The organism is Serinicoccus sediminis, assembly GCF_004153545.1.
In the GTDB taxonomy this organism is placed as follows: Bacteria; Actinomycetota; Actinomycetes; order Actinomycetales; family Dermatophilaceae; genus Ornithinicoccus; species Ornithinicoccus sediminis_A.
This window is the reverse complement of sequence record NZ_SDVA01000003.1, coordinates 40,041-66,931: the sequence shown is the minus strand read 5'-3', so window position 1 is coordinate 66,931 and position 26,891 is coordinate 40,041. Positions and strand designations below refer to the sequence as shown.

24 protein-coding genes and 2 tRNA genes are annotated in these 26,891 nt (G+C 73.5%); 8 read left to right on the top strand and 18 right to left on the bottom strand.

Annotated features, from left to right (window positions below):
- Window positions 1–179: 179 nt before the first annotated feature.
- The 18 genes from atpD to EUS26_RS03915 form a co-directional block, all read right to left on the bottom strand.
- Window positions 180–1,637, bottom strand: coding sequence for a F0F1 ATP synthase subunit beta (gene atpD / locus EUS26_RS04000; RefSeq protein WP_130011898.1), 1,458 nt, complete (start codon window positions 1,635–1,637; stop codon window positions 180–182).
- A gap of 16 nt (window positions 1,638–1,653) precedes the next feature.
- On the bottom strand, window positions 1,654–2,553 hold the full coding sequence (locus EUS26_RS03995) for a F0F1 ATP synthase subunit gamma (RefSeq protein ID WP_130011897.1): 900 nt from the start codon (window positions 2,551–2,553) through the stop codon (window positions 1,654–1,656).
- 58 nt (window positions 2,554–2,611) lie between these two features.
- A complete protein-coding gene (gene atpA, locus EUS26_RS03990; RefSeq protein ID WP_130011896.1) occupies window positions 2,612–4,258 on the bottom strand; it encodes a F0F1 ATP synthase subunit alpha in 1,647 nt (548 codons plus the stop codon).
- A gap of 71 nt (window positions 4,259–4,329) precedes the next feature.
- Window positions 4,330–5,151 carry a F0F1 ATP synthase subunit delta gene (locus tag EUS26_RS03985; protein ID WP_130011895.1) on the bottom strand — a complete coding sequence of 274 codons (822 nt, stop codon included), beginning with the start codon at window positions 5,149–5,151 and terminating at the stop codon, window positions 4,330–4,332.
- Window positions 5,151–5,705: a F0F1 ATP synthase subunit B gene (locus EUS26_RS03980; RefSeq protein ID WP_272947948.1), complete on the bottom strand. Its 555-nt coding sequence runs from the start codon at window positions 5,703–5,705 to the stop codon at window positions 5,151–5,153. Before EUS26_RS03980 ends, EUS26_RS03985 begins: the two co-directional genes overlap by 1 nt.
- A gap of 143 nt (window positions 5,706–5,848) precedes the next feature.
- Entirely contained in the window at window positions 5,849–6,064 is a 216-nt protein-coding gene (locus EUS26_RS03975) for an ATP synthase F0 subunit C (protein ID WP_058890803.1), read from the bottom strand.
- Between the two features lie 79 nt (window positions 6,065–6,143).
- On the bottom strand, window positions 6,144–6,962 hold the full coding sequence (gene atpB / locus EUS26_RS03970; protein WP_337590209.1) for a F0F1 ATP synthase subunit A: 819 nt from the start codon (window positions 6,960–6,962) through the stop codon (window positions 6,144–6,146).
- 73 nt (window positions 6,963–7,035) lie between these two features.
- Window positions 7,036–7,269: a hypothetical protein gene (locus EUS26_RS03965; RefSeq protein WP_130011894.1), complete on the bottom strand. Its 234-nt coding sequence runs from the start codon at window positions 7,267–7,269 to the stop codon at window positions 7,036–7,038.
- Entirely contained in the window at window positions 7,266–7,703 is a 438-nt protein-coding gene (locus EUS26_RS03960) for a hypothetical protein (protein WP_130011893.1), read from the bottom strand. The genes EUS26_RS03965 and EUS26_RS03960 overlap by 4 nt, the downstream gene beginning before the upstream one ends.
- A gap of 112 nt (window positions 7,704–7,815) precedes the next feature.
- The gene (locus tag EUS26_RS03955) at window positions 7,816–8,922 is read right to left on the bottom strand and encodes a glycosyltransferase family 4 protein (protein WP_130011892.1); all 1,107 of its coding nucleotides are present in this window, start codon (window positions 8,920–8,922) and stop codon (window positions 7,816–7,818) included.
- Between the two features lie 67 nt (window positions 8,923–8,989).
- A complete protein-coding gene (locus EUS26_RS03950; protein ID WP_130011891.1) occupies window positions 8,990–10,291 on the bottom strand; it encodes a serine hydroxymethyltransferase in 1,302 nt (433 codons plus the stop codon).
- A 9-nt stretch (window positions 10,292–10,300) separates the two neighbouring features.
- Complete coding sequence (locus EUS26_RS03945) at window positions 10,301–11,167, bottom strand: L-threonylcarbamoyladenylate synthase (RefSeq protein ID WP_165368495.1); 867 nt, start codon at window positions 11,165–11,167, stop codon at window positions 10,301–10,303.
- A 323-nt stretch (window positions 11,168–11,490) separates the two neighbouring features.
- Window positions 11,491–12,342, bottom strand: a complete 852-nt coding sequence (prmC, locus tag EUS26_RS03940; protein ID WP_130011889.1) for a peptide chain release factor N(5)-glutamine methyltransferase — start codon at window positions 12,340–12,342, stop codon at window positions 11,491–11,493.
- Between the two features lie 79 nt (window positions 12,343–12,421).
- Window positions 12,422–13,501 carry a peptide chain release factor 1 gene (gene prfA, locus EUS26_RS03935; protein WP_130011888.1) on the bottom strand — a complete coding sequence of 360 codons (1,080 nt, stop codon included), beginning with the start codon at window positions 13,499–13,501 and terminating at the stop codon, window positions 12,422–12,424.
- Window positions 13,502–13,624: 123 nt separating this feature from the next.
- Window positions 13,625–13,840: a 50S ribosomal protein L31 gene (gene rpmE / locus EUS26_RS03930; RefSeq protein ID WP_130011887.1), complete on the bottom strand. Its 216-nt coding sequence runs from the start codon at window positions 13,838–13,840 to the stop codon at window positions 13,625–13,627.
- Between the two features lie 101 nt (window positions 13,841–13,941).
- Complete coding sequence (gene rho / locus EUS26_RS03925) at window positions 13,942–15,954, bottom strand: transcription termination factor Rho (protein WP_130011886.1); 2,013 nt, start codon at window positions 15,952–15,954, stop codon at window positions 13,942–13,944.
- A 243-nt stretch (window positions 15,955–16,197) separates the two neighbouring features.
- Window positions 16,198–17,181, bottom strand: a complete 984-nt coding sequence (locus EUS26_RS03920) for a homoserine dehydrogenase (protein ID WP_165368493.1) — start codon at window positions 17,179–17,181, stop codon at window positions 16,198–16,200.
- A gap of 59 nt (window positions 17,182–17,240) precedes the next feature.
- Window positions 17,241–18,902, bottom strand: a complete 1,662-nt coding sequence (locus tag EUS26_RS03915; RefSeq protein WP_130011884.1) for an arginine--tRNA ligase — start codon at window positions 18,900–18,902, stop codon at window positions 17,241–17,243.
- Window positions 18,903–18,987: 85 nt separating this feature from the next.
- Between EUS26_RS03915 and EUS26_RS03910 the strand changes: the two genes are divergently transcribed.
- The 8 genes from EUS26_RS03910 to EUS26_RS03880 all read left to right on the top strand — a co-directional run bounded on the left by EUS26_RS03910 (window position 18,988) and on the right by EUS26_RS03880 (window position 26,888).
- Window positions 18,988–19,059: transfer RNA gene (locus tag EUS26_RS03910), tRNA-Arg, on the top strand.
- 40 nt (window positions 19,060–19,099) lie between these two features.
- Window positions 19,100–19,193, top strand: a tRNA-Sec gene (locus EUS26_RS16840).
- 51 nt (window positions 19,194–19,244) lie between these two features.
- The gene (locus EUS26_RS03905) at window positions 19,245–20,705 is read left to right on the top strand and encodes an L-seryl-tRNA(Sec) selenium transferase (RefSeq protein ID WP_130011883.1); all 1,461 of its coding nucleotides are present in this window, start codon (window positions 19,245–19,247) and stop codon (window positions 20,703–20,705) included.
- The gene (locus EUS26_RS03900) at window positions 20,702–22,402 is read left to right on the top strand and encodes a selenocysteine-specific translation elongation factor (RefSeq protein ID WP_130011882.1); all 1,701 of its coding nucleotides are present in this window, start codon (window positions 20,702–20,704) and stop codon (window positions 22,400–22,402) included. The genes EUS26_RS03905 and EUS26_RS03900 overlap by 4 nt, the downstream gene beginning before the upstream one ends.
- A gap of 37 nt (window positions 22,403–22,439) precedes the next feature.
- Window positions 22,440–23,450 carry a selenide, water dikinase SelD gene (selD, locus tag EUS26_RS03895; protein ID WP_130011881.1) on the top strand — a complete coding sequence of 337 codons (1,011 nt, stop codon included), beginning with the start codon at window positions 22,440–22,442 and terminating at the stop codon, window positions 23,448–23,450.
- 121 nt (window positions 23,451–23,571) lie between these two features.
- Complete coding sequence (locus tag EUS26_RS03890; protein ID WP_130011880.1) at window positions 23,572–25,005, top strand: aldehyde dehydrogenase family protein; 1,434 nt, start codon at window positions 23,572–23,574, stop codon at window positions 25,003–25,005.
- A gap of 90 nt (window positions 25,006–25,095) precedes the next feature.
- Window positions 25,096–26,049, top strand: coding sequence for an ABC transporter ATP-binding protein (locus EUS26_RS03885; RefSeq protein WP_130011879.1), 954 nt, complete (start codon window positions 25,096–25,098; stop codon window positions 26,047–26,049).
- Window positions 26,049–26,888 (top strand): ABC transporter permease, encoded by an 840-nt coding sequence (locus EUS26_RS03880; protein WP_130011878.1) that lies wholly within the window; start codon window positions 26,049–26,051, stop codon window positions 26,886–26,888. Before EUS26_RS03885 ends, EUS26_RS03880 begins: the two co-directional genes overlap by 1 nt.
- Window positions 26,889–26,891: the final 3 nt, after the last annotated feature.

The following is a 26,891-nucleotide window of genomic DNA, read 5'->3' as shown; positions in this document are numbered from 1 at the left end:
TCCTCTGCTGGTCTCTCTGATCCACACAGGACGCGCGGTCAGCACGCACCAGACGCGCGGTCAGCACGCACAGGACGCGCGGTCAGCACGCACCGGACGCGTCTGCGTCGCCGGGCGTGGCCAGGCCCCGGCCCCCGCGTCCGCGGGGTGCCGGGGCCTGACTCACACGGCAGGCGTGCTCAGCTGTTCTTCTCCAGCTCGGCGGCCTGGCGCTCGACGTCCTCGAGCCCACCGCACATGAAGAAGGCCTGCTCGGGCACGTGGTCGTAGTCGCCGTCGGCGACCTTCGTGAACGCCTCGATCGTCTCCGACAGCGGAACCGTCGAGCCCTCGATGCCGGTGAACTGCTTGGCGACGTAGGTGTTCTGCGACAGGAAACGCTGGATCCGGCGGGCCCGGCCGACGAGGATCTTGTCCTCCTCGGACAGCTCGTCGATGCCGAGGATCGCGATGATGTCCTGCAGCTCCTTGTAGCGCTGGAGGATCGACTTCACCCGAACGGCCGTGTCGTAGTGCTCGCGGCTGATGTAGCGCGGGTCGAGGATCCGGCTGGTCGAGGTCAGCGGGTCCACGGCCGGGTAGATGCCCATCGAGGCGATCGGGCGGGAGAGCTCGGTCGTGGCGTCCAGGTGGGCGAAGGTCGTCGCCGGGGCCGGGTCGGTGTAGTCGTCGGCCGGCACGTAGATCGCCTGCATCGAGGTGATCGAGTGACCACGGGTCGAGGTGATCCGCTCCTGCAGGGTGCCCATCTCGTCCGCCAGGTTGGGCTGGTAGCCCACGGCCGAGGGCATGCGCCCGAGCAGCGTGGAGACCTCGGAGCCGGCCTGGGTGAAGCGGAAGATGTTGTCGATGAAGAGCAGCACGTCCTGCTTCTGGACGTCGCGGAAGTACTCCGCCATGGTCAGCGCGGACAGCGCGACCCGCAGGCGGGTGCCCGGCGGCTCGTCCATCTGGCCGAAGACCAGGGCGGTCTGGCCGAGGACCCCGGCCTCCTCCATCTCGACGATGAGGTCGTTGCCCTCACGGGTCCGCTCGCCGACACCGGCGAAGACGGACACACCACCGTGGTCGCGGGCGACACGGGCGATCATCTCCTGGATGAGCACCGTCTTGCCCACGCCGGCGCCGCCGAACAGGCCGATCTTGCCGCCCAGCACGTAGGGGGTCAGCAGGTCGATGACCTTGATGCCGGTCTCGAACATCTGGGTCTTGGGCTCCAGCTGGTCGAAGGCCGGCGCCTGGCGGTGGATGCCCCACCGCTCGTTGACCTCGAGGGTCTCGCCCTCCGGCAGGTCGAGCACGTCACCGGTGGCGTTGAAGACGTGACCGAGGGTGACGTCGCCGACCGGGACGGTGATGGGGCCGCCGGTGTCCTGCACCTGGGCGCCGCGGACGAGACCGTCGGTCGGCTGCAGGGAGATGGCGCGCACCATGTTGTCGCCGATGTCCTGGGCGACCTCGAGGTTGACGGTCTTGGTCTCCCCGCCGATCGCGACCTCGGTCTTGAGCAGGTTGTAGAGCGAGGGCATCTGCCCGGGGGGGAACTCGACGTCGACGACGGGGCCGATGATGCGGGCCAGGCGACCCACGGCGCCCTGGGTCTGCTCCGTGGTGGGAGCCTCGGTGGTGGCAGTCATGGCTGCGTGCTTCCTCTCACTTGGCGTCGGCGAGGGCGCTCGCGCCGCCCACGATTTCGCTGATCTCTTGGGTGATCTCGGCCTGGCGGGCCTGGTTGGCAAGACGCGTGTAGGTCTTGATGAGCTCCTCGGCGTTGTCCGTCGCCGACTTCATCGCCCGCTGGCGGGCGGCGAGCTCGGAGGCGGCGGACTGGAGCAGGGCGTTCCAGATGCGCGACGTGATGTAGCGCGGGAGCAGCGCGTCGAGCACCTCGGCGGCGTCCGGCTCGAACTCGTAGAGCGGGAAGCCGTTCTCCGGCGTGCGCGGCGCGGCGTCCTCGACGACCTCCAGCGGCAGCAGGCGGGTCACCTGCACCTCCTGGGTCACCATGTTGACGAACCGGGTGTAGACGAGGTGGATCTCGTCGACCCCGCCCTCGTCGGTGCCCCTGGTGAACTCGCCGATGAGCCGCTCGGAGATCTCCTGCGCCACGTCGAAGGTCGGGGAGTCGGAGAAGCCGCTCCACGAGTCCTCGAACGGCCGGTTGCGGAAGGAGTAGTAGTTCTCCGCCTTGCGCCCGGTGAGGAAGGGGACGTACTCCATCCCCGACTCCTCCAGCAGCTCGCGCAGCTGCTCGCTGCGCTTCAGCACGTTGGCCGCGTAGGCACCCGCCAGCCCCCGGTCGGAGGTGACGACGAGCACCCCGGCGCGACGCGGCTGCTCCCGCTTGGTCGTCAGCGGGTGGTCGACGTCGGCGTGCGTCGCGACCGCCGAGGCGGCCCGGGTGATCGCCCGGGCGTACGGCGTGGTCTCCGCGACCCGCTGCCGGGCCTTGACGACCCGGGAGGCGGCGATGAGCTCCATCGCCCGGGTGATCTTCTTGGTCGACTGGACGGACCGGCTGCGCTGGCGGTACTCCCGCTGCTGCGCTCCCATATCTCGCCTCTCTCGTTGGCTCTGGTGGTCGGTCGGATCGCTGGTATGTGCCCTGCGCTCAGCTGCGCTGGACGGTCAGCTGCTCCTGGTCGACCTCGTCGTCATCCATGGCCTCGACGGGGTCGTCCTCGGCGGAGCCGACGCCGACCTCGGCGCTGTCGTCGGGGGCGAACTCGGACTGGAAGGCGGACATGGCGTCCGCCAGCGCGGCGGCGGTGTCGTCGCCGAGCTTGCCGCTCTCGCGGATGCCCGCGAGGAGCCCGTCGTGCTCACGGTGCAGGAACTCGACCCACTCGTTCTCGAAGCGACGCACGTCACTGACCGGCACCTGGTCGATGTGGCCGTTGGTGCCCGCCCAGATGATGGCGACCTGGTCCTCGACCGAGACCGGGGAGGACTGCGGCTGCTTGAGGATCTCGACCATGCGCGCACCGCGGGCCAGCTGGGCCTTGGACGCGTCGTCGAGGTCGGAGGCGAACATCGCGAAGGCCTCCATCTCGCGGAACTGCGCGAGGTCGACCTTGAGGCGGCCGGAGACCGACTTCATCGCCTTGATCTGCGCGGCGCCGCCGACCCGCGAGACCGACACACCCACGTCGATGGCCGGGCGGACGTTGGAGTTGAAGAGGTCCGCCTGCAGGTAGATCTGACCGTCGGTGATGGAGATGACGTTGGTCGGGATGTAGGCCGAGACGTCACCCGCCTTGGTCTCGATGATCGGCAGACCCGTCATCGAGCCCGCGCCCATCTCGTCGGACAGCTTGGCGCAGCGCTCGAGCAGCCGGGAGTGCAGGTAGAAGACGTCACCCGGGTAGGCCTCGCGGCCCGGCGGGCGGCGCAGCAGCAGCGACACCGCACGGTAGGCCTCGGCCTGCTTGGACAGGTCGTCGAAGACGATGAGCACGTGCTTGCCGTCGTACATCCAGTGCTGGCCGATGGCCGAGCCGGTGTACGGCGCGAGGTACTTGAAGCCGGCTGCGTCCGAGGCAGGCGCGGCGACGATGGTGGTGTAGTCCAGCGCGCCGTTCTCCTCCAGCGTCGCGCGCACCGAGGCGATGGTCGAGCCCTTCTGGCCGATCGCGACGTAGATGCAGCGCACCTGCTTGTCCGGGTCACCGGACTCCCAGTTGGACTTCTGGTTGAGGATCGTGTCGATGGCGACGGCGGTCTTGCCGGTCTGCCGGTCGCCGATGATGAGCTGGCGCTGCCCGCGACCGATGGGGATCATCGCGTCGATCGCCTTGATGCCGGTCTGCAGCGGCTCGTGCACCGACTTGCGGGCCATGACGCCGGGGGCCTGGAGCTCGAGGGCGCGGCGGCCCTCGGTCTCGAGCTCGCCCATGCCGTCGATCGGCTGCCCGAGGGGGTTGACGACGCGGCCGAGGTAGCCGTCACCGACCGGGACGGAGAGGACCTCACCGGTGCGACGGACGTCCTGGCCCTCCTCGATGCCGGAGAAGTCGCCCAGCACGATGACGCCGACCTCGTGGACGTCCAGGTTGAGGGCGAGCCCCAGGGTGCCGTCGGCGAACTCGAGCAGCTCGTTGGTCATCACCGAGGGCAGGCCCTCGACGTGCGCGATGCCGTCGCTGGCGTCGACCACCCGGCCGACCTCTTCACGGGAGGCCGCACCCGGCTCGTAGGACTTGACGAACTGGTCCAGCGCGTCCCGGATCTCCTCCGGACGGATCGAAAGCTCCGTCATGATTCTTCTCCTCGTCGTGGCCCTGGGCTAGTGGTCGGGCCGGTGCTGTGGGGTGTAGGGGTGGGCTCTGGTCAGCCGGCCATGAGGCGGCGGGCCTGGTCGAGGCGGTGGCTGACGGTGCCGTCGATGACCTCGTCGCCGATCTCGACCCGGATGCCGCCGACGACGTCGGGGTCGACGACCACGTTGGTGTGGACGGTGCGGGAGTACTGCCGGCTGAGCGTGTCGCGCAGGGTCTGCTCCTGCTCCTCGGACAGCGGCACGGCGGTGGTGACGACCGCGGTGACCTGGTCCTGGACCTCGGCGGCCTGCTCCAGGTATGCCGCGAGCGTCCGCTCGACGCGGCTGCCGCGGACCCCCACGGCCGCCTGGGCGGCCAGGGTCACCGTCTCGGGCGCCGACTTGACCGCCAGCAGGCGCTCGACGAGCGAGCGCTTGGCCGAGGCCGGCGCACGGCGGTCGGCCAGGGCGGCCTGCAGCTCGGGGGCGGACCGGATGATCCGGGAGAACCGGAACAGCTCGTCCTCCACCTGGCCCAGCCGGTCGTGCCGGTGCGCGTGCACGAGCTGCGCCTCGACCGCCAGCCGCTCCAGGGCGGTGGCGACGTCGCCGGTCTCGGACCAGCGCTGCGCCACGACGGCCTTGACGACGTGCAGCGCCCCGTCCCCGATCTTTCCGGTGAGCAGGCGCTCGGCGACGGCCGCCCGCTCCTCGCCCTCGCGCGAGGGGTCGGCGAGGGTGCGGGCGAGCACCTTGTTGCCGTCCACGAGGCGGGCCACGGCCCAGACCTGGTCGCCGAGCCGGGCCGGGTCGACGGAGCCGCCCTCGTGCTCGAGCACCTGCTCCAGACCCTCACGGGCCCCGTGGTAGGACCGGCGGAAGGCGCTGTCCATCAGCGGACCTCGTCGCGCGCGCCGAGCTGCTCCGGGGTGATGGCGCCCGACTCCAGGTCGGCCAGGAAGCGGTCGACGATGCCGCGCTGCCGGGCCTCGTCCTCGAGCGACTCCCCGACGATCTTGCTGGCCAGGGCGGTGGAGATCTGACCCACCTCGCCGCGCAGCTGGACGAACGCCTGCTGCCGCTCGGCCTCGACCTGCTTGTGGGCGGTCTCGGTGATGCGGTTGGCCTCGACCTGGGCCTGCTCGCGCATCTCGGCGATGATCTGCGCTCCCTGCTCCTTGGCCCGCTCGCGGATCTGCGCGGCCTCGGCGCGCGCCTCACCGAGCTGGTCCTCGTACTTCTTCTTGGCTGCTGCTGCCTCGGCCTCGGCCTTCTCGGCGCGCTCCATGCCACCCTCGATGGCCGACGTGCGGTCGGCGTAGGCCTTCTCGAGGTTGGGGACGATGTTGCGCTTGACGAACCAGTAGAAGATGCCGAAGACGATCAGACCGAAGATGAGCTCCGGCATGTACGGCAGGATCGGGATGGCTCCCTCACCGGCCCCGATGGGCTCGGAGTGGTCCTCCTCGGTCGCGGCCTTCAGCGCGCCCGCAACGATCGTGGTGTAGTCCACGAGCGGCTCCTCACGTGTGCGTGTCCGTCACCGGTGGGACCGGTGCAGCGGACGGGTCTGGGGAAGGGCAGGGCAGGTCAGCCGACGAAGAACGCGATGAAGAAGAGCACCAGGCCGAAGATGGCCAGCGCCTCCGCGAGCGCGAAGCCGAGGATGGCGATCGGCTGCAGCTTGCCCTGCGCCTCGGGCTGGCGGGCGACGCCGTTGATGTAGGCCGCGAAGATCAGACCCACGGCGATCGCGGGGCCGATGGTGGACACGCCGTAGCCGAGGAGGGTGATGTCACCAGACACGTCAGTTCTCTTTCTGTTGAGGTCCCGGCGCCCGTCGGGCGCCGGAGGCTTCTAGTGCGTATTCAGTTGTGGTCGGGGGTCAGTGCTCGTCCGCCAGCGCGCCACCGATGTAGGAGGCGGCGAGGAGGGTGAAGACGTAGGCCTGCAGGAACTGGATCAGCGCCTCGAAGACGGTGAGCAGCGCGCCGAGGATCCAGGCCGGCAGCGCGACCAGCATGAGGCCGGGCTCGAAGGTCTTGAAGAGGTACCAGCCGCCGACGATGAAGACCACGAGGAGCATGTGGCCGGCGAACATGTTGCCGAAGAGCCGCAGCGCCAGCGTGAGCGGGCGGGTGATGAAGAAGGTGATGAGCTCGAGGAAGAGGATGAACGGCTTGATCCAGCCCGGCAGACCCGAGGGCAGCATGCCGCCGATGTAGCGGCCCACCCCTCCGGCCTTGCGCAGGCCCACCCAGTGGTAGACCACGTAGACGATGAGGGTGAGGCCGATCGGGAAGCCGATCCGCGCCATCGTGGGGTTCTGGAAGGGCGGGATGATGCCGAAGGCGTTGTTGAGCAGGATGAAGACGAACAGCGAGAAGAGGAACGGCACGAACGGCATGAAGTCCTTGCTGCCGATCATGTCGCGGGCGATCCCGTTGCGGGCGAAGTTGTAGACCTGCTCGGTCAGCCACTGCCCCTTGCCGGGGACGATCGCGGCCCGACGGGTGGTGAGGAACAGGACCACCATGAGCAGGCCCGTCGCGATGGCCATGAGCAGCATGGGCCGGGTGAAGTAGTACTCCGTCCCGGGGATCGCGAAGAGCGGCTGCCAGAAGTCGCCGGGGGTGGGGGGGAAGTGGCTCTCGCCCTCCGCCATCGGCAGGACCAGGCCGGCGGCCGTCATGGTCGCGTTCACGCGTTCTCCTCCACACAGTGTCTGTCGGACATCGAAGCCTCCGGGCAGGCGGGGACAGGGCCCGGCTCCAAGGTCATGACCTACCGTACCTGAGCCAGATGACGTACATCGACGCCACCATCCCGGCCACGACCCCGACGGGGAGCGCGAACACCGTCCCCCACCAGAGGTCCAGCACGAACCCCACCAGCCCGAAGCCGGCAGGGCCCGCCAGGAGGTAGGCCAGGGCCCCGGTGGCCAGGTCGGTCTGGGCGCTCATGCCCTCGACCTCGGGCTCGTGGCCGCCGTGCGGCGACGGGATCTTCATACCCCACCCCCGCCGGACGGCAGGTCCAGCGGCGACCGCGAGCGCAGGTAGCCGATGACCAGCCCGGCCTGGAAGACCAGCCCCACGAGCACGAAGGCGACGACCAGCGGCACGATCTGCAGCCAGGTCGTCTGGCCGAGGGCCCAGATGACCGCCCCCAGGGCCGCCATCTGCAGCACGAAGACGCCGAAGGCGCCGGCCATGGTGGTCGCGGTGGGGCCGGCCAGGACGCCGCGGATGCCGACCACGCCCAGCGCGAAGACGACGAGCGACAGGGCGCTCCCCACGAGGGCGGAGAGCGCACCCCAGGCGCCGACCGCGGCCCACGTCAGCAGGGGCACCAGCACGGCCACCGGCACCCCGCCCGCGAGCGCGCCCAGCATCATGGTGCGCGCCGCCGGGCGGGCGGCTGCGGGGGTCACGGTGGGGGTCATGGCGTCGTGGCTCCGGGGCGGGTGGTGGGGTCAGGGCGCTTGTGAAAGTTATCACAAGCGCTGCGACCGGACCAATCCGACAGGACGGCCCGGCGGCCCGCCGCCCCCTACGCTACCGCCGCGGGGCGGCCAGGTCAGGTGCCGCCCGCAGCGTCAGCGCCACGGCCAGGGCGAGCAGCCCGGCGATACCGGTGATCGACACCCAGGCGGGCAGGTAGGCGAAGGACACGCTGCCCGCGGCGATGAGCAGCGACCACAGGTAGAGCAAGACGACCGCCCGGCGGTGGCTGTGCCCGATGTCGAGCAGCCGGTGGTGCAGGTGGCCCCGGTCCGGTTTCCAGGGCAGCTGGCCCGCGCGCGTGCGCCGCAGGACGGCCAGCAGCATGTCGAGGAAGGGCAGCGCCAGGATGGCCATCGGGATGACGACGGGCAGCAGGATGGCGGTCACGGCCGACGCACTGGCGACCGACGAGCTCGGGTCCACCGACCCGGTCATGGAGATCGTCGCCGCGGCCAGGAGCAGCCCGAGCAGCAGCGCCCCCGCGTCGCCCATGAACAGCCGGGCGGGGTGGAAGTTGTGCGGGAGGAACCCCAGGCACACCCCCACGATCGCGGCGCTGATGAAGGTCGCCTCGGAGAAGACGTTCGGCGGGTCGAAGCTGCGGCTGACGAGATAGGTCCAGCTGAAGAACGCCCCGGCGGCGATGAGCACGACGCCCGCCGCCAGCCCGTCCAGGCCGTCGATGAAGTTCACCGCGTTGGTCGAGATGACGACGACGAGGATGGTGAGGGTGACCATGACCGGCTCGGGCAGGTAGGTCACGCCCAGGATGGGCAGGGAGAGCAGCCGGACGCCGTAGAACGCCATGATGCCGCCGGCCAGGATCTGCCCCGCCAGCTTGGTCATCCAGTCCAGCTCACGGACGTCGTCGACCGCACCGAGGGCGGTGATGAGGGCCGCCGCGGCCAGCACCCCGTAGAGCCGGGGCGTCGCGTCGAAGAGCTGCCCGTGGTAGGGCAGCTGCGAGCCCAGCACCACCGCGGCGGTGAAGCCGGCGAGCATCGCGACGCCGCCCAGCCGGGGGATGGGGACGGAGTGAACGTCGCGGTCGCGCACGGCCGTGATGGCCCCCAGCCGCAGCGCGAGGCGCCGGACCAGCGGGGTCGCGAGGTAGGTGACCACCGCCGCGGTCAGCAGCACCATGAGGAACTCGCGCACTGGTCTGTGTCACCCCTCCCGGCGGTCGGTCGCGGTCGGGTATGCCGCCGCCCGGCCCTGTGGTCGGTCAGCCGGCCGTGGGCTCGGGGTAGGCGGGGTAGGCGCCGAGCAGCTCGGCGGCCGCGGCCCGGACCTCGCGGGCGACCGGGTGGTCCGGGCTGCCGTCGGTCTCGGTGACGGCCCGGTGGATGAGATCGGCGACGACGGACATCTGCTCGGTGCCCATCCCCTGGGTCGTCACCGAGGGGCTGCCCACGCGGATGCCGGAGGCGACGTTGGGCTTCTCCGGGTCGAACGGGATGGCGTTCTTGTTCAGCACGATGCCGGCCGCCTCGCAGCGGGCCTCGGCGTCCGCGCCGGTCACCCCGACGCCGCGCAGGTCGTGCAGCGACAGGTGGGTGTCGGTGCCCCCGGTGATGGGGCGGATCCCCCGCTCGTCCAGCGACCCGGCCAGGGCGGCCGCGTTGGCGACGACCTGCCGGGCGTAGTCGCGGTAGGCAGGGGTCATGCACTCGGCGAAGTTGACCGCCTTGGCGGCGACGCCGTGCATGAGCGGCCCGCCCTGCATCATCGGGAAGACGGCACGGTCGATCTTGCGGGCGAACTCCTCCTTGCACACGATGGCGCCCCCGCGGGGACCGCGCAGCACCTTGTGGGTGGTGAAGGAGACCACGTCGGCGTGCGGGACCGGCGACGGGATGGCCTGGCCGGCCACCAGCCCGATGAAGTGGGCGGCGTCGACCCAGAAGATCGCGCCCACCTCGTCGGCGATCGCCCGGAAGCGCTCGAAGTCGATGAGCCGCGGGATGGCCGACCCGCCCGCCAGGATGATCTTCGGCCGGTGCTCCTTGGCGAGCGCCTCGACCTGGTCGTAGTCGATGTCCTCGGTCTCGGCCGAGACGCCGTAGTGGACGGCGTTGAACCACTTGCCGGAGAAGCTCACCTTGAACCCGTGGGTGAGGTGCCCGCCGTGGTCGAGCGACATCGCCAGGATGGTGTCGCCGGGTGAGGCGAAGGCGCCGTAGACGGCCTGGTTGGCGCTGGCGCCCGAGTGCGCCTGCACGTTGGCGTGGTCGGCGCCGAAGAGCTCCTTGGCCCGCTCGATCGCCAGCGTCTCGACCTTGTCGACCTCGGAGCAGCCGCCGTAGTAACGGGCGTCGGGGTATCCCTCGGCGTACTTGTTGGACAGCGTCGACCCCAGGGCGGCCAGCACGGCCGGGCTCGTCTGGTTCTCGCTGGCGATGAGCTGGATGCCGGACCGCTGCCGGTCCAGCTCGGCGACGAGCAGCTCGGCCACCTGGGGGTCCTGGTCGACCAGGGCACCGAAGGAGGGGCCGTAGTAGGTGTCCGGGGTCACGCGCGTCGTCATGCGCCCACTCTATGGGGTCGTGCCGGTCCCGGCGGAGCGTGGCGCGGCGACCGTGCGGAGGGCGTCGGCCGGGACCCGCACCCCGCTGGGGGTCACCGAGCCGACGAGGCTCGCCCGCTCACCGTCCGCCCCGTCCCGGGGCCGCTCCCCCGCCTGCTCCTCCTCCGGCTCGGACGGAGGTTGCGCGGCGGCGGCCGCTGCCTCCGGGGAGTCGTGCAGAGGGGTCGTGCCGAGCACGCCGCGGACCTCCTCCGCCGAGAGCGCGCCGAGCCGCAGGACGACCGGCTCCTCCCCCGTGCAGTCCAGGATCGTCGACGGCTGGCCGCCCGTCCGCGGACCACCGTCCAGGTAGGCGGCGACCGCTCCTCCCAGCTGGTCCAGCGCCTCCTGGGCGGTGGTCGCCGCCGGCCGACCGGTGAGGTTGGCGCTGGTCACCGCCATCGGGCCGACCTCACCCAGCAGCTCCAGCGCGAGCTCGTCGTCCGGCATCCGCAGCGCGACCGTCCCGTTGGTCTCGCCCAGGTCCCACTGCAGCGAGGGCTGGGCCCGCACCACGAGGGTGAGCGGTCCCGGCCAGAACTGCCGCATGAGGATGCGGGCGTACATCGGCACGTCCGTCGCCAGCCCGTCGACCGTCCTGGGGTTGGGGACGAGCACCGGTGGCGGCATCTCCCGGCCCCGGTGCTTGGCGGCCAGGACCATCGCCACCGCGACGACGTCGAAGGCGTCGGCACCCACCCCGTAGACCGTGTCGGTCGGGAGCACGACCACCTTGCCCTCACGCACCACGGCGGCCGCCCGCGCCAGGGACTCGGCGCGCTGCTCGTCGTCGACGCAGTCGAGCAGGCGGTCGTGCAGCGGCGCGGTGCCGGACATCAGGCCTCCCTGGGGGCGTGGTCGTGGTCGATCAGATCTTCGCATGTCAGACCGGCGGCGATTCGACTTGCATGCGGCAGCGCGAGCGAGTTGGGTGGGGTGTTGCGCACGGCGGGCGCACCCGACGTGCCTGCCTCGAACCCAAGGAGAGTGACCCGTATGCGTGGTAGCGGACTGATCTGGACCATCGTGGGCGTCCTGCTCATCATCGCCCTGCTGATCTTCATCTTCTGACCATCCCGACCTGACGTCGGTCGCCCCTCGGGGGTGCTGTCCGACGAGCACGAGGAGCCCCGGCGCCGACGGCGCCGGGGCTCCTGCTGTCAGGCGCGGGTCGCGGCCACCACCCGCGGCCGGCCGGCGAGGTCCTCGTGGTCCCGGACGTCCCGCCAGCCGGTGTGCTCGAGCAGCCCGACCACGGAGGCCGACTGGGAGTCCGCGTGCTCCATGAGCAGGGCCCCGCCGGGGCGCAGCAGCTGCCCCGCCCGGCTGGCGAGCAGGCCCGGCAGCTCCAGCCCGTCGGTGCCGCCGCCGTAGAGCGCCAGCCCCGGGTCGTGGTCGCGGACCTCGGGGTCCACGGGCACGGCGTCGGGCGGGATGTAGGGAGGGTTGCTCACGACCAGGTCCACCCGACCGCGCCAGTCCTCGAAGGACTCCTGGGCCGCGCCGAGCCGCAGGTCGACCTCGAGCCCGGTGCGCGCGCGGTTGGCCACGGCATACCGGTAGGCCTCCTGCGACAGCTCGACCGCGCCGACCCGGGCGTCCGGCCGCTGGTGCGACAGCGCCAGGGCGATGGCCCCGCTGCCCGTGCACAGGTCCACCACCGTGGGTGAGGTGAGGTCCTGCAGCGTCGCCAGGGCCAGGCGTACGAGCGTCTCGGTCTCCGGGCGCGGCACGAAGACCCCGGGGCCGACGGCCAGCTCCAGCCCGGCGAACCACGCGGTGCCGGTGAGGTGCTGCAGCGGCACCCGGTCGGCGCGGCGCACCACCAGCTCGAGGAAGGCGCCGTGGACGGCCGGGCCCACCTGCTCGCGCAGGACCCGGGCACGGCGCAGGCCTGCCCGGTCCAGACCCATGGCGTGCGCGAGCAGCAGCTCGGCGTCCACCTCCGGGCTGAGCACCCCCGCCTCGCGCAGGCGACGGGCCGCCGCGCGGACCAGCTCGTCGACGCTCACGACATCCCCGCGTGCCCGCGGCATGGTGGGTGCGGGTCGTCCCGGCGACCCCGAGCCGCCACGGTGCCCGGGACGGTCGTCATCGCTCCCCGGCCGAGGCCAGCCGAGCGGCCTCGTCGGCGTCCACCGCCGACTGCACCACCGGGTCGAGGTCGCCGTCCAGGACCTGGTCCAGGTTGTAGGCCTTGAAGCCGGTGCGGTGGTCGGCGACGCGGTTCTCACCGAAGTTGTAGGTGCGGATCCGCTCGCTGCGGTCCACCGTGCGGATCTGGCTGCGCCGGGCCGCGCTGGCGGCCTCCTCGGCCTCCTCCACCGCGATCTGGTGCAGCCGCGCCCGCAGCACCCGCAGCGCCGACTCCTTGTTCTGCAGCTGGCTCTTCTCGTTCTGGCAGGAGACGACGAGGCCGGTCGGCAGGTGCGTGATGCGCACGGCGGAGTCGGTGGTGTTGACCGACTGACCGCCGGGACCGGAGGAGCGGAAGACGTCGACCTTGAGGTCGTTCGGGTCCAGCTCGACCTCGGCCGGGTCGTCGATGTCCGGCATGACGAGGACGCCGGCCGCCGAGGTGTGGACCCGGCCCTGGCTCTCGGTGACGGGCACCCGCTGCACCCGGTGGACGCCGCCCTCGTACTTCAGCCGCGCCCACGGGGCCTCTCCCGCCGCCGGCGTGCCGGTGGCCGTGACCGACACCCGGGCCTCCTTGTAGCCGCCGAGGTCGGAGGGGGTGGCGTCGAGCAGCTCGGTGCGCCACCCGCGCCGCTCGGCGTAGCGGACGTACATCCGCAGGAGGTCACCCGCGAAGAGCGCGGACTCCTCGCCCCCCTCACCGGCCTTGACCTCGAGGATGACGTCGCGGTCGTCGTCGGGGTCGCGGGGCACGAGCTGGCGACGCAGGTGCGCGGCGGCCTCCTCGACCGTGGCCTGCAGGCCCGGGAGCTCCTGCGCGAAGCCCTCGTCCTCGGCGGCGAGCTCGCGCGCCGCCTCCAGGTCCCCCGCGGCCGTCTCCCACCGCCGGTACGCCGTCACGGTGGGCGTGAGCGCGGCATACCTCGTGTTGAGCCTGCGCAGGGCCGCCGGGTCGCCGTGCACCGCGGGGTCGGCGAGCCGCTGCTCGATGTCGGCGTGCTCCTCGAGCAGGGGCCGGGCGGAGTCGAACACCCTGTCCTCCTGGGGTCACGAGCCGCGGCTCGGTGGCGGTGGAGCCCCCGCGGCGAGGACACCGGGGGCCGGGACGACGACGCCGGCCCCGCGAGATCTCGCGGGGCCGGCGGTGCGCTGATGCTAGTTGGCGGCCTTCTTGCCGTAGCGCTCCTGGAAGCGGGCGACGCGCCCACCGGTGTCCAGGATCTTCTGCTTGCCGGTGTAGAAGGGGTGGCACTGCGAGCAGACGTCGGCGCTGATGCGCCCCGACGACGCGGTGCTACGGGTGGTGAACGACGCGCCGCAGGTGCAGGTGACCTGGGTCTCGACGTAGTTCGGGTGGATGTCCTTCTGCATGTCTCTCCTCGGGTGGCGTGGTGTCCCCGGGTCGCCCGTGCGGGAACCGGTGGGCCGGCGGATCATTCTACGCGACCGGTGGGGCGCGCAGGTCGTCGTCCTCAGTCGTCGTCGTCCAGCCGGACCGAGCTGGTCTGCTGGACCTGGGTGAGGAACTCGTAGTTGTGCTTCGTCTTCTTCAACCGGTCGAGGAGCAGCTCGATTCCCTGCTGCTGGTCCAGCGCGGACAGCACGCGGCGCAGCTTCCACATGATCTTGAGCTCCTCGGAGGACATGAGGATCTCCTCACGCCGGGTGCTCGAGGCGTTGACGTCCACGGCCGGGAAGGTCCGGCGGTCGGCCAGGTGGCGGGAGAGCTTGAGCTCCATGTTGCCGGTGCCCTTGAACTCCTCGAAGATGACCTCGTCCATCTTGGAGCCGGTCTCCACCAGCGCCGTCGCGAGGATGGTCAGGGAGCCGCCCTCCTCGATGTTGCGGGCGGCGCCGAAGAACTTCTTCGGCGGGTAGAGCGCGGCGGAGTCGACACCACCGGACAGGATCCGGCCCGAGGCCGGGGCCGCCAGGTTGTAGGCGCGGCCCAGGCGGGTGATGCCGTCGAGCAGGACGACCACGTCCTGCCCCAGCTCGACGAGCCGCTTGGCGCGCTCGATGGCCAGCTCGGCGACCATCGTGTGGTCGCTCGCCGGGCGGTCGAAGGTGGACGAGATGACCTCGCCCTTGACGTTGCGCTGGAAGTCGGTGACCTCCTCCGGACGCTCGTCCACCAGGACGATCATCAGGTGCACCTCGGGGTTGTTCGTGGTGATCGCGTTGGCGATGGCCTGCATGACCATCGTCTTGCCCGCCTTGGGCGGGCTGACGATGAGACCGCGCTGACCCTTGCCGATCGGGGTCACCAGGTCGATGACCCGGGTGGTGAGGTTCTTCTGGTCGGTCTCCAGCCGCAGCCGCTGCTGGGGGTAGAGCGGGGTCAGGCTGGAGAAGGCGGGGCGCCGGCGACCCTGGTCGGGCTCCTGGCCGTTGATGCTGTCCAGCCGCACCAGGGCGCTGAACTTGCCCTTGTCCCGCTTGTTGCCGGTGGAGGACACGGTGTGCTGCCCCACGTCGCTGCCGTCCTGCGGGGCCTTGATGGCCCCCGCGACCGCGTCACCCTTGCGCAGGCCGTACTTCTTGACCAGGCCCATGGGGACGTAGACGTCGGTCGGGCCGGGGAGGTAGCCGGTGGTGCGGATGAAGGCGTAGCTGTCGAGCAGGTCCACGACACCGCCCACGGGGACGAGCACGTCCTCCTCCGAGTAGCTCTCGGCCTCCTGCTGGCTGCCACCGCCCTGCTGGCCCGGGCCGCCCTGCTGGACGCCACGACCGCGCTTGCGGTCCCGGTTGCGGTTGCGGTTGCGGCGACGACCGCGACGACCGCCCTCGTCGTCGTCGTACCCGTCCCCGTCACGGCGCTGCTGGTCACCCTGCTGCCCGTCGCGCTCGCCCTGACGGCGGTCGTCCTGGCGGCGGTCGTCCTGGCGGCGGTCGTCCTGGCGCTGGCCGTCGCGGCCCTGCTGGCCGCGCTCACGCTGCTCGTCCTGGCGCTGGCCGTCGCGGCCCTGCTGGCCGCCCTCACGCTGCTCGTCCTGGCGCTGGCCGTCGCGGCCCTGCTGGCCGCCTTCACGCTGCTCGTCCTGGCGCTGGCCGTCCCGGCCCTGCTGGCCGCCGTCCCGGCGGTCCTGGGGCTGCGTCCCCTCGCCCCCGGCGGCGGTCTCGCCCCCGGTGCGGTCAACGGTCTCGTCCGCCTGGCGCTCCTGCTCGCTGCGGGGCGCGCCCGCGCCGGACCCGCCGCGGCGGCTGCGGCGGGTGCGCGACCCGCCGCCGGTGCCGGTGGTGTCCTCCCGCTCGGCCTGGGCACGGTCGAGGGCGGCCTCGATGGCGTCCTGGCGGTCGGCGGAGCCGTTGGTGCTGGCAGCGCCCCCGCGACGCTCCCGGATGGCGGAGACCAGGTCGGCCTTGCGCATCTTGTTGTTCACGGTGATGCCCATGCCCGACGCGAGCTCCTGGAGCTCGGCCAGACGGAGGGTGCTCAGCGCGCCCGTACGGGTCGCGCCGGCGTCGGTGATCTCGGTCACGTGGGATTCCTTCCCCCTCGGTCGAAACCGGTTCGGGGCCTAGGGTGTCGCGGCGCACAGAGTGCCACCGCTGTCGGACTCAGCACGGGGACGACCAGGGCGGCCTCGATATCAGGACACGTCGCGAAGCCGACGGCCCGTGCGTGGAGTGCCTCGGAGCCGTTCACCGTTGTGTCCGGCCTTGTCACGAGGCGCCCTCACGATAACACGCGGGCAGCCCCGGACCATACCGTCCACCACTCCTCACCTGGGGCGGGCCGCCCGGACCACGTCCCCGAGGACGGCCGAGGCCGTCTCGTCGCCGCCGGCGCCGGCGCCGACCAGCCGCACCGTGCCCGCGAGCACCGCGTCGATCTCCACCACGTTGGTGCCGCCCCGGGCCTGGGCCAACGGGTCGGTGGCCGGGAGGGCGGTGGGCGCCACCCGGGCGTGGACCCGGCCGTCGCCACCGCGTCGTGCCTCCGCCACGAGCTTGAGCACCTCGCCCCTGCCGGCGGCGGCCGCGAAGTCGGCGTCGGTGAGGCCGGAGATGCCCTGGGTCTCGACCGCGTCGAGCGGCACCGAGGTGCCCCAGGCCGTCCGGGCCAGGATCGCGACCTTCGCGGCGGCGTCCACCCCCTCGAGGTCCTCGGTGGGATCCGCCTCGAGGTAGCCCAGCTCGCCCGCCTGGCGCACCGCGTCGGCGAACGGCACTCCCTCGCGGGCCACGAGGTCCAGCACGTAGTTGGTGGACCCGTTGACGATCCCCCGGAGAGCGGTGATCTCGTCACCGGCCATCGACTCACGGACCACGGCGAGGACCGGCACCGCCGCCATGACGGCCGCCTCGTAGTGCAGGCCCGCCCCGTGCTCGCGGGCGATCGCGTGCAGCTCCTCGCCGCGCCGCGCGACGAGCTGCTTGTTGGCCGTGACCACCTGGGCCCCGCGCCGCAGGGCCGTCTCGACGAGGGACCCGGCGGGCTCGAGCCCGCCCATGACCTCGACGACCACGTCGGTCGCCGGGTCGCCGACGAGCGCGGCGGCGTCGGTGGTGAGCAGCGCGGGGGGTATGCCGTCCCGCGCCCGGGTGGTGTCGCGCACCGCCACGCCGGTGAGCTCGGGGCGACGACCCAGCTGGTCGGCATACCGGTCGGCGTGCTGCAGCAGCCGGCGGGCGACGGCGGCCCCCACGGTGCCGCCGCCGAGCAGGGCGACGCGCAGGACGGACGAGGCGGCGGGAGAGGACACGGGCGGCTCCAGGGGGTCGGGGCGGGGAGGTGCCGGGCGGGGTCGGGGTGCCCCGGCGCTCACATGCGCTCGGGTGCGGTCACGCCGAGCAGGCCCAGGCCGTTGGCCAGCACCTGGCGGGTGGCGTCGTTGAGCCAGAGCCGGGAGCGGTGCAGGTCGGTGATCTCCTCGTCGGCGCTCATCGGCCGGACCCGGCACTCGTCGTACCACTTGTGGAAGTGGCTGGCCAGGCCCTCGAGGTAGCGGGCGACGCGGTGCGGCTCCCGCAGCTGCGCGGCCTGGGCCACGACCCGGGGGAAGTCGCCGAGGGCGGCGAGCAGCGTCGACTCGGTGGGGTGCTCCAGCAGCCCCGGCTCGAAGCCGTCCTCGCGGCACACGCCGTCCTCGCCGGCGAGCCGGGCGACGTTGCAGGTGCGGGCGTGGGCGTACTGGACGTAGAAGACCGGGTTGTCGTTGCTGCGCCGGCGCAGCTCCTCGCCGTCCAGGTCCAGCGGGGTGTCCGCCGGGAACCGTCCCAGGCTGTAGCGGATCGGGTCCGCCCCGATCCACTCCAGCAGGTCGGAGAGGTAGACCGCGTTGCCGCGGCGCCGGCCCATCCGCTCCCCGCTGATGTTGATGAGCTGGCCGATGAGCACCTCGATGTTGGTCTCCGGGTCGTCCCCGGCGCAGGCCGCGATGGCCTTGAGGCGCCCGACGTAGCCGTGATGGTCGGCCCCGAGCATGTAGACCTTCTCGGTGAACCCGCGGTCCTTCTTGGACAGGTAGTAGGCGCAGTCGGCGGCGAAGTAGGTCGGCTCGCCGTTGGCCCGGATGAGGACCCGGTCCTTGTCGTCACCGAAGTCGGTCGTGCGCAGCCACACCGCGCCGTCGGCGTCGAAGACGTGGCCCTGCCCGCGCAGCCGGTCCACGGCCTGCTCGACCGCCCCCGCGTCGTGCAGGCTCTTCTCGCTGAACCACACGTCGAAGGTCACGTGGAAGGCGGTGAGCGTCCGCTCGTTCGCCGCGACCTGCAGCGCCATGCCGGTGTCCCGGCACACCTCGAGGGCCTCCGGCTCGGGCAGCGAGAGCAGGTCCGGGCGGGCCCGCAGCACCTGCTCGGCCAGGGCGTCGACGTAGTCCCCGGCGTAGCCGCCCTCGGGGACCTGCTCGCCGCGGGCGCGGGCCAGGATCGAGCCGGCCAGGCGCATCGTCTGCGCACCGGCGTCGTTGGTGTAGTGCTCCGCGGTGACGTCGGCCCCGCTGGCGGCGAGCAGCCGGTGCAGCGCGTCCCCGAGGGCCGCCCACCGGGTGTGCCCGATGTGCAGCGGCCCGGTGGGGTTGGCCGACACGAACTCCAGGTTGATGGTGCGCCCGGCCATGGTGTCGTTGCGGCCGTAGGCCGCGCCCCCCTCGACGACCGTGCGGGCGAGCTCGCCGGCGCTCGCGGCGTCCAGGGTGATGTTGAGGAAGCCCGGCCCGGCGACCTCGACCGCGGCCACGCCGTCGACCCGGCCCAGACCGGCGGCGACGACCTCGGCCAGCCCGCGCGGCGGCATACCCGCGCGCTTGGCCAGCTGCAGCGCCACGTTGCTCGCCCAGTCCCCGTGGTCGCGGCTCCGCGGCCGCTCCACGCGCAGCGCCTCGGCGGCCGGCAGGTCGCCCTCGGCCAGGGGCAGGTCACCGGCCCGGACGGCCTCGGTGAGCACGGCATGGATGGCTGCAGCGAGCTGTTCTGGGGTCACCCGCTCCAGTCTAGGGCCGCCGTGAGCCGCGCCCGCACGGGGATTTCGGCCACCCCGCGCGACGCTGCTAGAGTTGCTCGTCGTTGCCCCCGTAGCTCAGGGGATAGAGCACCGCCCTCCGGAGGCGGGTGCGCAGGTTCGAATCCTGCCGGGGGCGCTCCCCTCCTTCGGGAGGGGGCGCAGGCGACGTCCTGCGGGGAGGTGTCAGGGTTCCTGGTGGGCCCCCCGGGTTTCAAACCCGCGGAACGGCGACGCGTCGTCGTTGGCAGGTTCGATTCCTGTCCGCCTCCGCCGACCGGCCCGCGACGGGCCCCACCTCCGGGACGACAGGGGAGGCGCACCGTGGCCCATCCCCCTCCCCGACCCGCACCCGGTCCCCCCGACCCGCGCCGCGGCATACCCCCCGTCGACGTCGTGCTCGCCCATCCCGCGGTGGCCGACGACGTCGCCCGGCTCGGTCGCGCCCGCGCCCTGCCGCTCGCGCAGGAGGTCCTGCGGCAGGCCCGCGGAGGCCACCTCTCCCCGACGCAGGTCGTCGACGACCTCGCCGCGCGTCTGCGCGCCCGCACCGTCCCCGGGTGCACCCGGCCGGTCCTCAACGCCACCGGTGTCGTCGTCCACACCAACCTGGGCCGGGCCCCGCTGGGGGAGGCCGCCACCGCCGCGCTCCTGGACGCCGCCGGCTACGCCGACGTCGAGCTGGACCTGGTGACCGGCCGCCGCGGACCCCGGGGTGCCGCGGTGCAGGACGCGCTCCTGCAGGCGGTGCCCGAGGCCGGGGCCGCCCTCGTCGTCAACAACGGGGCGGCCGCCCTGCTCCTCGCGATGACCGCGCTGGCGGCGGGGCGCGAGGTGGTGGTGAGCCGCGGCGAGCTCGTCGAGATCGGCGACGGCTTCCGGCTGACCGAGCTCGTGGAGTCCAGCGGCGCCCGGCTGCACGAGGTCGGCACCACGAACCGGACGCACCGGGCCGACTACGAGCGCGCCCTCGCCGGACGGGCCGCCCCGGGCTCGGCCGGCGCGTCGCCTGCCCCGGCACCGGCCGACGGACCCGACGTGGCAGCCCTGCTCAAGGTGCACCCGGGCAACTACCGGGTGACCGGCTTCACCTCCGACGTGCCGGTCGCCGAGCTGGCCGAGGTGTCCCGGGGCGCGGGCCTGCCGCTGGTCGTCGACACCGGCAGCGGGTTGCTCGCGCCGGACCCGGCGCTGCCCGACGAGCCGGACGCCCGCTCCGCCCTGCGCGACGGGGCCGACCTGGTCGTCGCGAGCGCCGACAAGCTGCTCGGTGGCCCGCAGGCCGGTCTCGTGCTGGGTGACGCAGACCTCGTGGAGCGTCTGCGGCGACACCCGGTGGCGCGGGCCCTGCGGGTCGACAAGCTCACCCTGGCCGCCCTGGGAGCGACCCTGCGCGACCCGGGGTCGGTACCGGTCACGGTGGCCCGGCGGGCACCGGCCGCCGGGCTGCGCGCGCGGGCCGACGCGCTGGAGGGGGTGCTGGCCCGGCACGGCCTGGCGGCGACGGTCGTGCCGCACGACGGCCGGGTCGGTGGTGGCGGCGCCCCGGGTGTGCCGCTGCCCGGGTGGGCGGTGGCGCTGCCGGAGGACCTGGCCGGTCCGCTGCGCCTCGGCGACCCCGCTGTCCTGGCCCGGGTGCACGACGGGCGCTGCCTGCTGGACCCGCGCTGCGTGCCGCCCGCGCAGGACGGCCTCCTGCTCGCAGCGGTCCTCGCCGCGGCCGCCCGCGTCGGCCTCGGCGGCGAGGGCGGGTCACCGGCGGCGGGCGGGCACCCGGCGGGATGAGCGTCGTCGCCACCGCGGGCCACGTCGACCACGGCAAGTCGGCGCTGGTCCGGGCGCTCACCGGCATGGAGCCGGACCGCTGGGAGGCCGAGCGCCGCCGTGGTCTGACCCTCGACCTGGGGTATGCCTGGACCACCCTCCCCGAGGTCGGTCCGGTGGCCTTCGTCGACGTCCCGGGGCACCGACGGTTCATCGGCAACATGCTCAGCGGCATCGGCCCCGCGGCCGGGGTCCTGCTCGTGGTGGCCGCGGACGGCGGGTGGAGCGCCCAGTCGGAGGAGCACCTGCGGGCGGTGCACGCCCTGCGGCTGCGGCACGGCGTGCTCGTCGTCACCCGCAGCGACCTCGCCGACCCGGCACCGACCCTGGCCCGCGCCCGGGGGCACCTGCGGGGGACGAGCCTGGACGGCATACCGGCCGTGGCGGTGTCGGCGCGGACCGGCGAGGGGATCGACCTCCTGCGGACCGAGATCGCCGACCTCGTCCGGCACATGCCGCCGCCTCCCGCCGACGCCCCCGTCCGGCTGTGGGTCGACCGCAGCTTCAGCGTGCGCGGGGCCGGGACCGTGGTCACCGGCACGCTGCCCGCGGGGCGGGTGCGCGCCGGCGACACGCTCACGCTGACCCCCACCCCCGGCGGGCGGCCCCGGTCGGTGGGTGTGCGCGGGGTGCACAGCAGGGACCGTGCGGTGGAGGAGGCCGCGGGCCCGGCCAGGGTCGCGCTCAACCTGCGCGGCGTGGACGTGGCGGAGGTCGGCCGTGGTCAGGCGCTGCTCTCCCCCGGCCACCCCTGGTGGCTGAGCACCGCGGTGGACGTGCTCCTCGACGAGGACACGTTGCCGGCGGAGGTGACCGCGCACGTCGGCACCGCGGCGGTCCCCGCCCGGCTGCGTCCGCTGGGCGGGGCCTACGCCCGCGTCACGTGGGGGCCGGAGCTGCCGCTGGGTCCGGGTGACCGGCTCATCCTGCGCGAGCCCGGCCGCGAGGGCTCGTTGGTCGGCGCCCTCGTCCTGGACGCCGTGACACCACCGCTGCGCCGTACCGGCGCCGCTCGCCTCCGGGCCTCGGCCCTCGAGGCGGCGGCGGGTCGGACCGCCGTCGTCGCGGGCCGGCAGGTCTCGACGGCGACGGCCGACGCGTGGCGCGCGGCCGTCGACGGCCTGGTGGCCCGGCGGGCCACCCGTGACCCGCTCACCCCGTGGGTGGGCGAGGAGCCGGCGCTCGCCGAGCTGCGCCGCCGGGTGGGTGTGCCCGACCTCGCCACCCTGCGCGCCGCCGCGGCAGAGGCGGGGTTGACGCCGGAGGGCGGCCGCCTGGTGCGCGAGGGCTCGACGGAGGAGCCCCCAGGGCTGACCGCCCTGCTGCGCCGCCTGCGCGCGGACCCGCTGGACTCCCCCTCCCGCCCCGAGCTGGCCGCGCTGTCGCTCGGCCCGCGCGAGGTCGCCGCCGCCGCGCGCGCACCGGGCGTGCTGCGGCTGCCCGGTGACGTGCTCCTCGGGGCCGGCGCCGTCGACCGGACGGTGCGACAGCTGCGGTCGCTGCCGCAGCCCTTCACCACGGCGCAGGCCCGGGCCCTCCTCGGCACCAGCCGCCGGGTGCTGGTCCCGCTGCTGGAGCACCTCGACGGCCGTGGCCTCACCCACCGGGAGCCCGACGGCCGCAGACGGGTCACGGGCCTCGACGGGGCCGACGGGTGACCCGGGCCGGCGACGGGTCACTGGCTAGGCTGACGGGATGACGGGGAGCAGCCCGGCGCGGCCGCGCCTCACCACCCTGGCCGCCGGCGGGGGCTGCGCGTGCAAGATCCCGGCGGAGCGGCTCGAGCGGCTGGTCGCGGGTCTGGAGGCGCCGACCGACGAGTCCCTCGTCGTCGGGCTGGAGCACGGTGACGACGCCGCCGCGGTGCGCCTCGACGAGGTGTCCGGCCTCGCCCTGCTGTCCACCGCCGACTTCTTCACCCCGGTCGTGGACGACCCCTTCGACTGGGGTCGCATCGCGGCCGCCAACGCGCTGTCCGACATCTACGCCATGGGCGGCCGGCCGGTCCTCGCGATCAACCTGCTCGGCTGGCCGTCCGGGCTCGACGACGACCTGGCCCGGGAGGTGCTCCGCGGCGGCGCTGCCGTCGCCGGGGAGGCGGGCTGCCCGCTCGCCGGCGGCCACTCCATCACCGCCCCCGAGCCGACCTACGGCCTGGCCGTCACCGGCACCGCCCGCGTCGACGCGCTCATCAGCAACGACGCGGCGGCCCCCGGGCTGCCCATCACCCTCACCAAGCCGCTGGGCACCGGCATCCTCAACAACCGGCACGGCCGCACCGGCGAGGTGCACGCCGAGGCGGTGGCCACCATGACCGCCCTCAACCGCGCGGCCTCCGAGGCCGCGGTGGCCGCCGGCGTCCGGGCCGGGACCGACGTCACCGGCTTCGGCCTGCTCGGCCACCTGTGGAAGCTGTGCCGCGCCTCCGGCGTCGGCGCCGAGCTCGAGGTGGCCGCGGTCCCGACGATCGAGGGCGCCCGCGAGAGCCTCGCCGCCGGCTACCTGCCCGGGGGCAGCCGCCGCAACCTCGACTGGGTGCGCCCGCACCTGGAGGTGGGTCCCGGCGTGGGCGAGGACGACCTGCTGCTGCTCTCCGACGCCCAGACCAGCGGCGGGCTGCTGCTGGTCGGCGAGCTCCCGCCCGGGGTCGGCACCGTCGTCGGCCGCACCCTGCCCTCGCCCCGCCCGATGCTCACCCTGCGCTGACCACCGGCGTCACGCCGACGCACCGACACGCGTGCCGCGCCCTCGCCTCGCCACGGCTGACCGTCACCCTGCGCCGAGCCCTTCCCCCGCCGCGCCCGCGACCGCGATCTACGGTGGGGGTATGCCCGAGCTCACCCTCCCCCTCGTCGCCGGCTCCTCCCTCCCGGTCGCGCAGACCTACGACAACGTGGACCCGGCCGACGGTGCGGTCATCGGGCAGGTCGCCCGCGCGGGCGCCGCCGAGGTGGACCAGGCCGTCCGGGCGGCCGCGCACGCCCAGCCGGCGTGGGCCGCCACGCCGACCGAGCAGCGGGCGGACGCGCTCACCCGGCTGGCCGCCCTCGTCGACCGGGACCGCGAGCAGCTGGCCCGTACCGAGTCCCAGGACACCGGCAAGCCGCTGTCCCAGGCCCGGGCCGACGCCACCGTCGCCGCGCGCTACTTCCGCTACTACGGCCGGGTCGTGGAGGCCGCCTACGGCGACACCATCCCGCTCGGCCCGGACACCCACGTCTACACCCGGCACGAGCCCTACGGCGTCGTCGGCTGCATCGTGGCGTGGAACTACCCCCTCCAGCTCGCCTCCCGGTCGATCGCCGCCGCGACCGCCACCGGCAACGCGGTCGTGCTCAAGCCGGCCGACGAGACGCCGCGGACGGCGGTGGCGCTGGCCGCCCTCGCGCTGGAGGCCGGGCTCCCGGAGGGTGTCGTCAACGTGGTGCCCGGGCTCGGCGCCGAGGCGGGCGCAGCGCTGACGGCGCACCCGCAGGTCGCCCACCTCGGCTTCGTGGGGTCCACGGAGACGGGGCGGCTGGTCGCCCACGCGGCCGCCGAGCGCGTGGTCCCCGCCGTGCTCGAGCTGGGCGGCAAGTCCGCCCACGTCGTCTTCCCCGACGCCGACCTGGAGGCCGCCGCCGAGGCCGTCACCCGCAGCATCCTGCAGAACGCGGGGCAGACCTGCTCCGCCGGGTCCCGGCTCGTCGTGCACGAGGACGTCCGGGCGGAGCTGGTCGCCGCCGTCGCCGACCGGTTCCGGGCGACCACCCTCGGCGCGGGGCTGGACGACCCCGACCTCGGGCCGCTGGTCTCCCGTCGCCAGCAGGAGCGGGTGCGCGGCTACGTCGAGGGCGTGTCCAGCGGTGACCTCGTCGTCGGCGGCAGCGCCCCGCCCGAGGACAGCACCCTCGCCGGGGGCGCGTTCTGGCTGCCGACCCTCATCGACGGGGTCGACCCGCAGGACCCCATCGCCCAGGAGGAGGTCTTCGGCCCGGTGCTGGTGACCCTGCCCTTCCAGGACGAGGCGGAGGCGCTCGCCCTCGCCAACGGCACGGCATACGGGCTCATCGCCGCGCTGTGGACCCGCGACCTGTCCCGGGCGCACCGGCTGGCGGGGTCGCTGGAGGCCGGGCAGGTCTTCGTCAACACCTTCGGTGCGGGCGGCGGGGTCGAGCTGCCCTTCGGCGGCGTCAAGGCCTCGGGCTACGGCCGGGAGAAGGGCGTCGAGGCCCTGGCCGGCTTCACCCGGACCAAGACGGTGGTCGTCCGGCTGAGCTGAGCCCCTCCCCCTCAGGGGGGAGCCGGCCTGCCCCGCGGATCCCTCCACCGGTGGATGTCCGGGGTCGACCGGGCTGGTTGACTGAGCGCCATGACGACACCCTCCGCGCCGTCGCCGTCCGGCACCGGGATCACCGTCCGCGGGCTCACCAAGACCTTCGGCTCCTTCACCGCCGTCGACGACCTCAGCTTCGAGGTCGCCCCCGGGCGGGTCACCGGCTTCCTCGGGCCCAACGGCGCCGGCAAGACCACGACGCTGCGCATGCTGCTCGGTCTGGTCCGCCCCACCGCCGGCGAGGCGCTCATCGGGGGTCGCCGGTATGCCGACCTCCCGGCGCCCATGAGCACGGTCGGCGCGGCCCTGGAGGCCACCGGCTTCCACCCGGGTCGCAGCGGCCGCAACCACCTGCGCGTGCTCGCCGCGAGCCACGGCATCCCGGACCGCCGGGTGGACGAGCTGCTGGACCTGGTGGGGATCCCCGCCGCCGCGCGGAAGAAGGCGGGCGGCTACTCGATGGGGATGCGGCAGCGGCTCGGCCTGGCTGCCGCCCTCCTCGGCGACCCGGACGTCCTGCTGCTCGACGAGCCGGCCAACGGCCTGGACCCCGAGGGCATCCGGTGGATGCGCGGCTTCATGCGTCACCTGGCGCAGGAGCAGGGCAAGACGGTCCTCGTCAGCTCGCACCTGCTCGGCGAGGTGGAGCAGACGGTCGAGGACGTCGTCATCATCGCCAACGGGCGGATGGCCCGCCAGGGCACCATCGACGAGCTGCGCGGCGAGCCCGCCGTGCTGGTCCGGGTCGGCGACCCGGCCGCCCTGGCGCGAGTCCTCCAGGAGGCCGGCCTGGAGGTGCAGCCGGAGGACGGTGGGCTGCGCGTCAGCGGCGCGGACGCCGCACGCGTCGGGGAGGCCGCGCACGCCGCCGGCCACCCCGTCCACGAGCTGCGCCCCCTGCGCACCGACCTGGAGCGGCTCTTCCTCGAGCTCACCGAGTCGCCCGAGCACCGCAACCGCAACCTCGCCACCGGGACGGAGGCCGCCTGATGATCTCGCTCGTGCGCGCCGAGCTGCGCAAGTACGTGACCACCCGGCTGTCGTGGTCGATGCCGCTCGCGATGGCGGTCCTGGGCGGGCTCTTCGCGGCCCTGCAGGGGCTCTTCCTGGCCGTCATCGGCGAGTTCCCCGCCCCGGACGGGTCGATGATCGTCCCGGCCGAGCTGTTCGGCGAGGAGGTCGTGGCCCGGCTGGTCTATACCGGCGCCGTGCAGATCGGCTACCTCCTCGCGCTGGTGCTCGGCATCCTGTCGATGAGCGGTGAGTTCCGGCACAAGACCATCACCGCCACCCTCCTCGCGGCCCCGCGACGCGGCCGGCTCATCGCGGCCAAGGTCGTCTCGGTCGCGGTCGTCGTCGCCCTGAACGCCGTGGCGTTCACCGTCGGCAGCGTCGCGGGCGGCGCCATCACCCTGGCCATCGGTGACCTGGCGCTCTTCCCCGACCCCGCCGGGCTGCTCGCCACCTTCGCGCGGATGATCCTCGTGCTCGTCCTGTGGGGGCTCATGGGCTTCGGCCTGGGCGTCCTCATCACGAACCAGGTGGTGGCCCTCTTCGTCGGCGTCGGGGTGACCCTCCTGGTCGAGCCGCTGCTGGGCCTCGGCCTCACCTTCGTCGAGCAGCTGGCGGACGCCTCGAAGTTCTTCCCCAGCCAGGCCAGCATGAGCGCGCTCGACCTCTTCGCCGGGGTCGACGCGGGCGCGGCGCAGACGTTGGGCGCGGCGCAGGACGCGCTCTCCTGGGGGTGGGCCACGCTGGTGCTGCTGGGCTACGCGGCCGTGATGGCCACGCTCGGCTGGGTGCTCACGGCCCGCCGCGACGTCGCCTGACCT